This window comes from Chitinibacter tainanensis DSM 15459, from assembly GCF_000429785.1.
GTDB lineage: Bacteria > Pseudomonadota > Gammaproteobacteria > Burkholderiales > Chitinibacteraceae > Chitinibacter > Chitinibacter tainanensis.
The window spans coordinates 100,397-111,953 of sequence record NZ_AUCN01000017.1; the positions used below are offsets into that span (position 1 = coordinate 100,397).

At 51.5% G+C, this 11,557-nt stretch carries 12 protein-coding genes and 1 tRNA gene; all 13 read left to right on the forward strand.

All coding sequences use genetic code 11. The features are described 5' to 3' along the window. Positions 1 to 10 precede the first annotated feature (10 nt). Positions 11 to 1,060, forward strand: coding sequence for an NADH-quinone oxidoreductase subunit NuoH (gene nuoH / locus G482_RS0105235; protein ID WP_028449157.1), 1,050 nt, complete (start codon positions 11 to 13; stop codon positions 1,058 to 1,060). Positions 1,061 to 1,084: 24 nt separating this feature from the next. Next, on the forward strand, positions 1,085 to 1,576 hold the full coding sequence (gene nuoI, locus G482_RS0105240) for an NADH-quinone oxidoreductase subunit NuoI (protein WP_028449158.1): 492 nt from the start codon (positions 1,085 to 1,087) through the stop codon (positions 1,574 to 1,576). Positions 1,577 to 1,588: 12 nt separating this feature from the next. Further along, positions 1,589 to 2,230: an NADH-quinone oxidoreductase subunit J gene (locus tag G482_RS0105245; RefSeq protein ID WP_028449159.1), complete on the forward strand. Its 642-nt coding sequence runs from the start codon at positions 1,589 to 1,591 to the stop codon at positions 2,228 to 2,230. A gap of 12 nt (positions 2,231 to 2,242) precedes the next feature. Next, positions 2,243 to 2,548 carry an NADH-quinone oxidoreductase subunit NuoK gene (nuoK, locus tag G482_RS0105250; protein WP_028449160.1) on the forward strand — a complete coding sequence of 102 codons (306 nt, stop codon included), beginning with the start codon at positions 2,243 to 2,245 and terminating at the stop codon, positions 2,546 to 2,548. Positions 2,549 to 2,579: 31 nt separating this feature from the next. Beyond that, complete coding sequence (nuoL, locus tag G482_RS0105255; protein ID WP_028449161.1) at positions 2,580 to 4,616, forward strand: NADH-quinone oxidoreductase subunit L; 2,037 nt, start codon at positions 2,580 to 2,582, stop codon at positions 4,614 to 4,616. Between the two features lie 49 nt (positions 4,617 to 4,665). Then, positions 4,666 to 6,180 carry an NADH-quinone oxidoreductase subunit M gene (locus G482_RS0105260; RefSeq protein WP_028449162.1) on the forward strand — a complete coding sequence of 505 codons (1,515 nt, stop codon included), beginning with the start codon at positions 4,666 to 4,668 and terminating at the stop codon, positions 6,178 to 6,180. A 28-nt stretch (positions 6,181 to 6,208) separates the two neighbouring features. Beyond that, the gene (gene nuoN / locus G482_RS0105265; RefSeq protein ID WP_028449163.1) at positions 6,209 to 7,669 is read left to right on the forward strand and encodes an NADH-quinone oxidoreductase subunit NuoN; all 1,461 of its coding nucleotides are present in this window, start codon (positions 6,209 to 6,211) and stop codon (positions 7,667 to 7,669) included. A 37-nt stretch (positions 7,670 to 7,706) separates the two neighbouring features. Further along, positions 7,707 to 7,979 (forward strand): DUF2818 family protein, encoded by a 273-nt coding sequence (locus tag G482_RS0105270; RefSeq protein WP_245575250.1) that lies wholly within the window; start codon positions 7,707 to 7,709, stop codon positions 7,977 to 7,979. A gap of 50 nt (positions 7,980 to 8,029) precedes the next feature. Then, positions 8,030 to 8,106 (forward strand) — tRNA-Val (locus G482_RS0105275). 161 nt (positions 8,107 to 8,267) lie between these two features. Continuing rightward, positions 8,268 to 10,172 carry a threonine--tRNA ligase gene (thrS, locus tag G482_RS0105280; protein WP_028449165.1) on the forward strand — a complete coding sequence of 635 codons (1,905 nt, stop codon included), beginning with the start codon at positions 8,268 to 8,270 and terminating at the stop codon, positions 10,170 to 10,172. A gap of 48 nt (positions 10,173 to 10,220) precedes the next feature. Beyond that, positions 10,221 to 10,742 carry a translation initiation factor IF-3 gene (infC, locus tag G482_RS0105285; RefSeq protein ID WP_081986554.1) on the forward strand — a complete coding sequence of 174 codons (522 nt, stop codon included), beginning with the start codon at positions 10,221 to 10,223 and terminating at the stop codon, positions 10,740 to 10,742. A 136-nt stretch (positions 10,743 to 10,878) separates the two neighbouring features. Further along, entirely contained in the window at positions 10,879 to 11,076 is a 198-nt protein-coding gene (gene rpmI, locus G482_RS0105290) for a 50S ribosomal protein L35 (protein ID WP_028449167.1), read from the forward strand. Positions 11,077 to 11,091: 15 nt separating this feature from the next. Continuing rightward, the gene (gene rplT, locus G482_RS0105295) at positions 11,092 to 11,451 is read left to right on the forward strand and encodes a 50S ribosomal protein L20 (protein ID WP_028449168.1); all 360 of its coding nucleotides are present in this window, start codon (positions 11,092 to 11,094) and stop codon (positions 11,449 to 11,451) included. The last annotated feature ends 106 nt before the right edge of the window (positions 11,452 to 11,557 follow it).

Sequence of the window (11,557 nt, forward strand, 5' to 3'; positions counted from 1 at the left end):
GAGCGTGATGATGGAATTTCTACAAAACTCGCTTCATCTTGATCCAAACATCGCTTTCCTGATTTGGACGTTACTCAAGATCGTCTTGATTGTGGCGCCAATCATGGGGGCGGTAGCCTACCTGACCTTGGCTGAGCGCAAAGTGATCGGCTACATGCAGATCCGTATCGGCCCGAACCGGGTTGGTCCGTTTGGTTTGCTGCAGCCGATTGCTGACGGCGTGAAACTGCTGCTAAAAGAGATCATCGCGCCAAGTGCGGCCGATAAGAAACTCTTTTTCATGGCTCCGGTGATGGTATTGATCCCCGCGCTAGCAGCGTGGGCGGTTGTACCCTTTTACCCCGGGTATGTATTGGCTGATGTCAACGTCGGTTTGCTCTACGTGATGGCCATTACCTCGATGGGTGTCTATGGCGTTATTCTTGCCGGTTGGGCTTCAAACTCAAAATATGCCTTCTTGGGGGGGATGCGTGCCGCTGCGCAGGTGATCTCTTATGAGTTGGCCATGGGTTTCGCCTTGGTGGGTGTGATTATGGTTTCGGGTAGTTTGAACCTGACCCAAATCGTAGCCCAGCAGGGGGCCGGTATCGGTGGTGGCTCGATTCTGTCGTGGAATCTGATTCCACTGCTGCCACTGTTCATCGTGTATTTCATCGCTGGTGTAGCTGAAACCAACCGTGCGCCATTTGACGTGACCGAAGGTGAGTCAGAAATCGTCGCCGGTCACATGGTGGAATACTCGGGCATGAGCTTCGCGCTGTTCTTCTTGGCCGAATACGCCAACATGATTCTGATTTCTGCGATGGCATCGATCATGTTCTTGGGTGGTTGGCTGTCACCATTCCCTGCTTCATGGCCAGTGCTGGGTGCGGCGAGCCCGCTGTGGTGGGTGTTGAAGGTTGCTTTCTTGCTGTTCTGTTTCCTGTGGTTCCGGGCTACTTTCCCGCGCTACCGGTATGACCAGTTGATGCGTTTGGGTTGGAAAATTTTCATCCCTGTGACCTTGGTATGGATCATTGTGGTTGCTGCTTGGATGCAGACACCATGGTCGATCTGGTAATCGGAACGCAGAGGACAGAGGATCATGGAGAAAATGACTCATTTCTTTAAAACCTTCCTGCTGGTAGAGCTGGTGAAGGGCCTGATGTTGACTGGCCGTCACTTCTTCCAGCGGAAGATTACCGTCCAGTTCCCGGACGAAAAAACCCCGTACAGCCCACGCTTTCGTGGTTTGCATGCTCAGCGCCGCTACGCCAATGGCGAAGAGCGTTGCATTGCCTGCAAATTGTGTGAAGCGGTATGTCCGGCAATGGCCATCACCATCGAATCTGAGGCGCGCCCAGACGACAAAACCCGTCGTACGACTCGCTACGATATCGATCTGACTAAATGTATCTTCTGCGGTTTCTGTGAAGAAGCCTGTCCGGTTGATGCCATTGTAGAAACTCACATTTACGAGTATCACGGCGAGAAGCGCGGCGATCTCTACTACACCAAGCCAATGTTGTTGGCAGTTGGTGATCGGTATGAGGATGAAATTGCCAAGCGTAAAGCTGCTGATGCGAAGTACCGCTAAGGATTGCGAACCATGGATTTGAGTTTAGCGATTTTCTATGTATTCGCCGTGGTGCTGGTGTTTGCCGCATTCCGTGTGATTACAGCCAAAAACCCGGTGCACGCTGTGCTGTATCTGGTGCTTTCATTCTTTAACAGCGCGGTGCTGTGGATGCTGATGAAGGCTGAGTTCCTTGCTGTGTCGCTTATTGTTATTTATGTCGGCGCGGTGATGGTGTTGTTCCTTTTTGTGGTGATGATGTTGGATATCAACTTCGAGGCGCTGCGTAAGAGTTTCTGGAAATTCTTACCGGTGGCCGGCACCGTGGCTGGGATCATGTTGGTTGAGATGGTGCTGATCCTGACGCACCGTTATGCCAAGATCGATGCAGCTCGGATCGTTGAGCCTTCATTCAATACGGCTTCAGCCGAAGTGCTGGGTAAATTGATTTACACCCAATACTTCCTGCCATTCCAGTTGGCTGCAGTATTGCTGCTGGTGGGTATGGTGGCAGCGATTGCCTTGACGCTGCGTAAGCGCAAAAACACTAAATATCTGAATCCTGGTGATCAGATCAAAGTGAAGCGTGAAGATCGCGTCCGTATTGTCAAAATGCAGTCTGAGCCACGCATCGTTGCTGATGATGCGGCAGCTGACGACAAGCCAGCGGCTTAAGGGGACGAGATTATGTTATCGCTAACTCATTTTCTGGTGCTGGGTGCCATCATGTTCGCTGTGAGCGTGTTTGGTATCTTCATGAACCGCAAAAACCTGATTGTATTGTTGATGGCCATCGAGTTGATGCTGCTGTCGGTCAATATGAATTTCATCGCGTTCTCGCAGTATTTGGGCGACACCGCGGGTCAGATTTTCGTCTTCTTTATCCTGACGGTGGCGGCTGCCGAATCGGCAATTGGCCTCGCGATCTTGGTTGTTCTGTTCCGTAATCTGCGGTCGATCAACGTTGAAGATCTGGATAGTCTGAAGGGTTAAACCGGACAACATTAATCGGACAATAATACCAATGGACATGAAATCGATTTATCTGCTAATCCCGCTGGCACCGCTGGCTGGTGCGCTGATCTCCGGCCTTTTAGGCTGGGTGATTGGCCGCCGGGCTGCACACTGTGTCACCATCGCGGGCGTTGCAACTGCCTTTGGCCTATCCGCCTACGTGTTGAACTATCTGTTAAATGGCGGTGCGCCATTTAACGGTACGGTTTATACCTGGCTGACCGTAAACGGGGTTGACCTGAACGTAGGTTTCCTCGTTGATAACCTCACTGCCATGATGATGTGCGTGGTGACCTTCGTATCGCTGATGGTGCATATCTATACCATTGGCTATATGCATGAAGATCCCGGGTATCAGCGCTTCTTTAGTTATATTTCGCTGTTTACCTTCTCAATGCTGATGTTGGTCATGAGTAACAACTTCGTGCAGTTGTTCTTTGGCTGGGAAGCTGTGGGTCTGGTGTCTTATCTGCTGATTGGTTTCTGGTTCAAGCGTCCTACGGCGACTTTTGCCAACCTGAAAGCCTTCTTGGTCAATCGGGTGGGTGACTTCGGTTTCCTGTTGGGTATTGGCTTGGTGTTAGCGCACTTTGGTACTCTGGATTACGCCGAAGTATTTGCAAAATTGCCAGAGCTGCAAAATGCCACCATCAGCATCATTCCAGGGACTTCATGGTCTTTGATGACCGTGACTTGTATCTTGCTGTTCATCGGTGCAATGGGTAAATCAGCACAGTTCCCGCTGCATGTTTGGCTGCCAGATTCGATGGAAGGCCCAACGCCGATCTCCGCCCTGATCCACGCGGCAACGATGGTAACGGCAGGTATTTTCATGGTATCGCGCATGTCACCAATGTTTGAGCTGTCGGAAACGGCGCTGAACTTCGTCTTGGTGATTGGTGCAATTACTGCACTGTTTATGGGTTTCTTGGGGATTATCCAGAACGACATCAAACGCGTTGTGGCGTACTCAACCCTCTCGCAGCTGGGCTACATGACGGTTGCACTGGGTGCTTCGGCTTACTCGGTGGCGGTGTTCCACCTGATGACCCATGCATTCTTTAAAGCATTGCTGTTCCTTGCTGCGGGTTCGGTCATCATGGGTATGCACCATGATCAGGACATCCGCAATATGGGTGGCTTGCGTAAGTACATGCCAATTACTTGGATTACTTCGCTGATCGGTTCGTTGGCCTTGATCGGTACGCCTTTCCTGTCAGGTTTCTACTCGAAAGACTCGATTATTCTGGCGGTAGAAGCTTCTAAACTGCCAGGCGCTGGTTTTGCGTACTTCGCCGTGATTGCCGGTGTGTTTGTGACCGCATTCTACTCGTTCCGCATGTATTTCTTGGTCTTCCACGGCAAAGAGCAGTGGATGCAAAAGAAAGACGACCACCATGTGCATGGCCATGATGATCATGACCATCACCACGGGCTGGGTCCGAACGACAAACCGCATGAATCACCATGGGTAGTTACACTGCCACTGGCCTTGCTGGCGATTCCATCGCTGCTGATCGGTGCCTATGCCATCGGCCCGATGCTGGCAGGTGACTTCTTCAAAAATGTGATCTTCGTGAATCATGAAGCGCATGGCGCAATGGAAGTGGTTGCTGAACACGCCCATGACTGGGTGCATATGGGTCTACATTCATTCATGACGCTGCCGTTCTGGCTGGCGCTGGGTGGTGTAGTTGCAGCTTACGTCTTCTACATGGTTAATCCGGCGATTCCTGCAGCATTTGATCGCTTCTTCACTTCAATCGGTATTAAGAAACTGATGGAAGAGAAGTACTACATGGATCACCTGTACATCAACGTCTTTGCGGCGGGTGGCCGTGCGTTGGGTACCTTGTTGTGGAAAGTGGGTGATACCCTGCTGATTGATGGTCTGGTCGTGAATGGTTCTGCCAAGTTGGTAGGCCTGTTTGCCAGCCTGACACGTCGCCTGCAAAGCGGCTACATCTATCACTACGCATTTGCCATGATTCTCGGCGCCTTGTTGCTGCTGACGATCTGGTTGGGTGGTGTACTGCAAGTGCAGTGATCAGTGGTTCACTGATTGCCGGATTTAATTCATTACAAGTAGGTTAACTATGACGGGTAATCTCCTCAGCCTCGCGATCTGGCTGCCAGTGGTGGCAGGCTTGGTCGTGCTCGCAACGGGTGGCGACAAAAATGCGCCTGTTGCGCGCTGGCTGGCGCTGATCGGCGCTTTGGCCTCTTTCCTTGTGACCATTCCGTTGTACACAGGGTTTGATTCATACCATGGCGGCATGCAGTTCGAAGAACTGAAGCCTTGGATCGAAGCTTTAAACATCAATTACCATCTGGGTGTCGATGGTCTGTCGATGTTCTTTGTCATCCTGAACAGCTTTACCACCCTGATGGTGGTATTGGCTGGCTGGCAAGTCATTGAAAAGCGTGTAGCGCAATACATGGCCGCATTCCTGATCATGTCGGGACTGATTAACGGTGCGTTTGCTGCGCTGGATGCCATCCTTTTCTACGTCTTCTTCGAGGCGATGCTGATCCCGATGTATCTGATCATCGGTGTTTGGGGTGGTCCACGCCGCGTGTATGCATCGGTGAAGTTCTTCCTCTACACACTGCTCGGTTCGTTGCTGACGCTGGTTGCGTTCATCTATCTGTACTATCAGAGCGGCGGTAGTTTTGATATTGCCAGCTACCACCGTCTGCCACTGACGATGGCGGCCCAAACCTTGTTGCTGGTGGCTTTCTTCTTCGCTTTTGCGGTAAAAGTGCCGATGTGGCCAGTGCATACCTGGTTGCCTGATGCCCACGTTGAAGCACCGACTGGTGGTTCGATGGTGCTGGCGGCAATTACGCTGAAACTGGGTGCCTATGGTTTCCTGCGGTTTGCGTTGCCGATCGCACCAGATGCGTCGCGTGAATACGCATGGGTGTTTGTCGCGCTGTCGCTCGTGGCTGTGGTGTATATCGGCATGGTGGCCTTGGTGCAAACCGATATGAAAAAGCTGGTGGCTTATTCGTCGATCTCACATATGGGCTTTGTCACACTGGGCTTCTTTATGTTCGGTGGCGTGGCAGGTAAAGAGCTGAATGCTTGGGCGGTTGAAGGTGCCTTGGTGCAGATGATCTCTCACGGCTTTGTCTCTGCTGCGATGTTCTTCTGTATTGGGGTGATGTACGACCGTGTGCATAGCCGCAAGATCGCCGATTACGGCGGTGTGGCGAACAAAATGCCAATCTTTGCCGCCTTCATGATGTTGTTCGCCATGGCGAACTCAGGTTTGCCAGCCACTTCTGGTTTTGCGGGCGAATTCATGGTGGTGCTGGGCGCGGTACAGGTGAATTTCTGGTACGCCGTTGCTGCCGCAACTACGCTGATCTTCGGTGCGGCTTACACCTTGTGGATGTACAAGCGCGTGATTTTTGGTGACGTAGCGAATGAAAACGTGGCTGAGCTCAAAGATGTGAATGCCCGTGAATTCCTTGTCCTGGCCATTCTGGCGGTTGCGGTGTTGGGGATGGGTCTTTATCCAAAACCATTTACCGATGTGATGCACCAATCAGTGAATGATCTGATCTGGCATGTATCGCAATCGAAATTGCCACAACTTCCATAAATTTGAATACTACAAGTAGGCTAGAACCATGAATTGGACCAGTCTTAATCCTTGGGTGGCCACGCCGGAGATCTTTCTCCTGTGTGCAGTCTGCGCCATCCTCTTACTTGATCTTTTTATTAGCGATGCCAAGCGTGGTGTGACTTACGTGCTCACCTTGCTCACTTTGCTGGTAACCGGCGTACTGGTTGCCTCAGGCGTTTCGGCGCCGGCTGAGTATGGTTATAGCGAAAGCTTCTTGGTGGATCCGCTCTCCAGCTATGCCAAGCTGACCATGATTGTGGGTGTGGCGCTGGTATTGGTCTACGGCCGTTCATACGCAAAGGCTCGCGGGCTATACCGGGGGGAGCTATTCACGCTGTCCATGTTCTCCTTGCTCGGGATGATGGTGATGGCATCCGCGGTGAACTTCCTGACTCTGTATGTGGGTCTGGAACTGATGTCACTGTCGATCTACGCCATGGTAGCCCTGAACCGTGATTCAGTCGCTTCAACTGAAGCGGCGATGAAATACTTCGTGCTGGGTGCACTGGCTTCAGGGATGCTGCTGTACGGCATGTCGATGCTGTATGGCGCGACCGGTTCACTGGATGTATTTAAAGTTGCTGCGGCCATTCAGTCTGGCGCTGCCAATCAATTGCTGGTGGTGTTTGGTCTGGTATTTGTGGTGACCGGCTTGGGCTTTAAGTTTGGTGCGGTGCCATTCCATATGTGGGTGCCTGATGTTTACCAAGGCGCGCCAACCCCAATGACACAGCTCATTTCAACTGCGCCAAAAGTGGCGGTGTTAGTGCTGGCACTGCGTGTGCTGGCCCAAGGTCTGGAAGGCTTTGCCCCAGATTGGCGCGGTATGTTGATGATTCTGGCGGTACTGTCGATTGCCCTGGGTAACCTGACTGCAATTGCGCAAAGCAATATCAAACGTATGCTGGGTTATTCAACCATTTCGCATATGGGTTTTGTATTGCTGGGTTTGCTGGTCGCGAATGTCAATGGCTATGCTGCTTCATTCTTCTACGTAGTGAGCTACGTGCTGATGGGCGCAGCCGGCTTTGGTATTCTGATGCTGCTGTCCCGCGCGGGTTTTGAAGCGGAACAAATCAACGATCTGAAAGGTCTGAACCAACGCAGCCCTTGGTTTGCACTGATGATGTTGTTTGTGATGTTCTCAATGGCAGGTATTCCGGTGTTCCTCGGTTTCTTTGCCAAGCTGTCAGTGCTGAAAGAGCTGGTTAATATGCATCTGGTTTGGCTGGCAGTGTTCGCGGTGATCTTCTCGCTGATTGGTGCGTTCTACTACCTGCGGATCGTGAAAGTGATGTACTTTGATGACGCAGAAAGCCATGAGCCTTTGCAGGCTTCACTGGATGCCAAAGTCGTGCTGTCAGTGAATTGCGCACTGTTGCTGGTATTGGGCTTGATGCCAAACCAGCTGATGAGTGTGTTGATTGATGCGGTACAGCGCTCGATTGTGGTAGTAGCTTACTAACCGGATCAAGATGCAAAATCTGTTGTTGATCGGTACATTGGCGGCTTTGGCCGCCAATTTGCCTTTTCTAAGTGAAAAAATATTCTGGGTGCGTCAACCGCAAGATGAGCAGAAAGCGTTTGCTTGGCGCCTGCTGGAGATGGCGGTTGGCTTTGTACTCGTAGGGCTAGTGGCTCGGCTGGTTGAAGGTCAACAGGCCATCGTGCACACACAAAACTGGCAATTTTATGCGGTGGTGCTGGCCCTGTTTGTCGTGTTGGCTTGGCCGGGCTTTGTGTGGCGATATTTCTGGCGTCGGCCTGGATTGTAAGCTGCCCGACTTGCCAAAAAACTATGCGCCGTTTATGATTGCGCTTCTTTAGGCACGTAGCTCAGCTGGTTAGAGCACCACCTTGACATGGTGGGGGTCGTTGGTTCGAGTCCAATCGTGCCTACCAAAATTTTGAGGACAAGACATGCAACGAACGACAACAACAACCGTTTCTACTCAGAATGGTTAGCCGTTTGCAGTCTTGTTAAATGAAAGTGCGGCTAGTCCGCACTTTTTTTTTGCTTAATTCTGGCCGTTGTGGCCGCTCACCGTGTAAAGGCGGAAATCATGCCCGTAGTGACTCTTCCAGATGGCTCGCAGCGCCAATTTGAATCTGCGGTAACTATTGCTGAAGTGGCGGCCAGTATTGGTGCCGGGCTGGCACGTGCCGCGCTGGCTGGTAAGGTTGATGGTCGCTTGGTGGATACCAGCTATCTGATCGAACAAGATGTACAGCTGGCCATCGTCACGGATAAAGATGCCGACGGCTTGGAAGTGATTCGCCACTCCACGGCCCACTTGTTGGCGTATGCGGTGAAACAGCTGTTTCCAACTGCCCAAGTTACGATTGGCCCCGTGATCGAGAATGGCTTTTACTACGATTTTTCGTATGAGCGCCCATTTACACCAGAAGACCTGCAAGCCATTGAAAAGAAAATGCAGGAGCTGGTTAAGAAAGACATCCCCGTTGAGCGCTATGAGTTATCGCGCGATGAGGCAGTGGCTTATTTCAAAGGCATTGGTGAGCATTACAAGGCCGAGATCATTGAATCGATTCCGGCCGATCAGGTGCTGAGCTTGTACCGCGAGGGTGAATTTACTGATCTGTGTCGCGGTCCGCACGTGCCTTCGACAGGCAAGTTGAAAGTATTCAAGCTGATGAAAGTAGCTGGCGCCTACTGGCGCGGGGATAGCAAGAATGAAATGCTGACCCGCGTTTACGGCACGGCTTGGGCAAAAAAAGAAGATATGGAGCAATATCTCCATATGCTGGAAGAAGCTGAAAAACGTGATCACCGTAAAATCGGCAAACAGCTTGATTTGTTCCATATGCAAGACGAAGCCCCCGGGATGGTGTTCTGGCATCCGAAAGGCTGGACTTTGTGGCAAACCATCGAGCAATATATGCGCCGCAAGCTTGGGCAGCATGGCTATGAAGAAATCCGCACCCCCATGGTGATGGATCGTACTTTGTGGGAAAAATCTGGCCACTGGGAAAACTACCGCGAAGGCATGTTTACCACCGAGTCGGAAAAGCGCGACTATGCCGTGAAGCCAATGAATTGCCCGGGCCACATTCAAGTGTTTAACCAAGGCTTGCGCTCGTATCGCGATTTGCCGTTGCGTTACGCCGAGTTTGGCTCTTGCCACCGTAATGAGCCATCGGGCTCACTGCATGGCATTATGCGGGTGCGTGGTTTTGTGCAAGATGATGCGCATATTTTCTGTACCGAAGAGCAGGTGCAGGCTGAAGCCGCCAAATTCATCGATCTCTTAAAAGAAGTTTATGCTGACTTTGGTTTTGATGAGATCCTGGTCAAGCTGTCGACTCGCCCAGAAAAACGAGTAGGTACCGAAGAAGCTTGGGATAAAGCCGAGGCAGCACTGGCAGCCGCGTTGCAATCCAAAGGCCTAGAGTTCGAATATCTGCCGGGTGAGGGAGCATTCTACGGCCCGAAAATTGAGTTCACCCTTAAAGATTGCTTGGGCCGCTTGTGGCAGTGCGGCACCTTGCAGATCGATCCGAACTTGCCAGAGCGCTTGGGCGCGGAATACGTCGGTGAAGATAATGCCAAACATCGGCCGATTATGCTGCACCGCGCGGTACTGGGCTCGCTCGAGCGTTTTATTGGTATTTTGATTGAAAATCATGCTGGTGCATTCCCAACTTGGTTGGCGCCTGTGCAGCTGGTAGTGATGAATATCTCTGAATCTCAGCGTGAATATGCCCAACAAGTGACCGCCCGTCTTACGCAAAGCGGCCTGCGGGCAATTGCTGACTTGAGAAATGAGAAAATAACCTATAAAATTCGCGAACATAGCTTGCAACGCCTTCCTTACCAACTAATCATTGGTGATAAAGAGCGCGATGCAGGGTTGGTGGCCGTGCGTAAACGCAATGGCGAAGACTTGGGGCAAATGACCGTGGAAGCGTTAATCGCGCTGATTCAGGCCGAGTTGCCACAAGCCTAAGCCATGCCGAGGCACGGTTTTGTTTTTGAATGACTTGGAGTAAAGACAATAGCTGCTCAGGACAAAGGCCCGCGGATCAATGGTGAGATCACCGCGCGCGAAATTCGTTTACAAGGTGTGGATGGCGAACAACTCGGTATTGTTACGCTGAATCAAGCGCTTCAAATGGCTGAAGAAGCGGACGTAGATCTGGTTGAGATCGCGCCAACTGCGCAGCCACCGGTGTGCCGACTGATGGATTACGGCAAATACCGTTACGAAGAGGCCAAGAAGAAGCACGCTGCCAAGCTCAAGCAAAAACAGGTTCAGGTCAAAGAGATCAAACTCCGTCCAGGTACTGACGAAAACGACTACCAAGTTAAATTGCGTAGCGCGATTCGTTTCCTGAACGATGGTGATAAGTGCAAATTCACGCTGCGTTTCCGCGGTCGTGAAATGGCCCACCAAGAACTCGGTATGGCCCAGCTGAAACGTGTTGAAGCCGACTTGCTGGAACTGGCGACCGTTGAGCAACATCCCAAGCTGGAAGGCCGGCAAATGGTGATGATGCTGGCACCGAAGAAAAAATAACGGACTGACGACTGTGTCTGTTAAGGAATGGGCGTAAGCCCCGACCAACAGTCGTAACATAAGCGTGGTGGCAGGTATTAAGCACTGGGTAACCAGACGCCTGTCGCCTGATCTAACAGCTCATCGGAGCAATGCAATGCCTAAGATGAAAACCAAGAGCAGCGCAAAAAAGCGCTTCAAAGTGCTTGGCAGCGGTGGTGTTAAGCGCGGTCACGCGTTCAAACGCCACATCTTGACCAAGAAAACCACTAAAACCAAGCGTCAATTGCGCGGTACCTCTATGGTCGACGCGACCAATATGGGTCACGTTCGTGCAATGTTGCCTTACGCTTAACCAAGGAGAAGAACCATGCCTCGCGTTAAACGTGGTGTAACCGCACGTGCTCGTCACAAAAAAGTATTTGCCCTCGCTAAGGGTTTCCGTGGTCGTCGTAAGAACGTCTATCGCGTCGCCAAACAGGCGGTGATGAAAGCCGGTCAATACGCATACCGTGACCGTCGTCAGAAAAAACGTCAATTCCGTCAATTGTGGATCGCGCGTATCAACGCCGCTTCACGTGAGTGCGGTCTGGCGTACAGCCGCTTCATGAACGGCCTGAAAAAGGCTGGCATCGTGGTTGACCGTAAAGTGTTGGCTGACTTGGCTGTATTCGACAAACCAGCTTTTGCTGCTTTTGTTGAAAAAGCTAAAGCTAGTCTCGCTGCCTAATCGGTTCTGCTGATGAGAAGGGAGGCTTAGCCTCCCTTTTTTAATTCCCAGCAATTCCCAGTGCCAGAGCCTGCGCTTACAATAGCGCTTTTCCTGCAGATTGCTG

Coding starts and splice junctions, on each gene's coding strand:
- nuoH (WP_028449157.1), top strand. CDS start 11: ATGGAATTTCTACAAAACTCGCTTCATCTTGATCCAAACATCGCTTTC.
- nuoI (WP_028449158.1), top strand. CDS start 1,085: ATGGAGAAAATGACTCATTTCTTTAAAACCTTCCTGCTGGTAGAGCTG.
- G482_RS0105245 (WP_028449159.1), top strand. CDS start 1,589: ATGGATTTGAGTTTAGCGATTTTCTATGTATTCGCCGTGGTGCTGGTG.
- nuoK (WP_028449160.1), top strand. CDS start 2,243: ATGTTATCGCTAACTCATTTTCTGGTGCTGGGTGCCATCATGTTCGCT.
- nuoL (WP_028449161.1), top strand. CDS start 2,580: ATGGACATGAAATCGATTTATCTGCTAATCCCGCTGGCACCGCTGGCT.
- G482_RS0105260 (WP_028449162.1), top strand. CDS start 4,666: ATGACGGGTAATCTCCTCAGCCTCGCGATCTGGCTGCCAGTGGTGGCA.
- nuoN (WP_028449163.1), top strand. CDS start 6,209: ATGAATTGGACCAGTCTTAATCCTTGGGTGGCCACGCCGGAGATCTTT.
- thrS (WP_028449165.1), top strand. CDS start 8,268: ATGCCCGTAGTGACTCTTCCAGATGGCTCGCAGCGCCAATTTGAATCT.
- rpmI (WP_028449167.1), top strand. CDS start 10,879: ATGCCTAAGATGAAAACCAAGAGCAGCGCAAAAAAGCGCTTCAAAGTG.
- rplT (WP_028449168.1), top strand. CDS start 11,092: ATGCCTCGCGTTAAACGTGGTGTAACCGCACGTGCTCGTCACAAAAAA.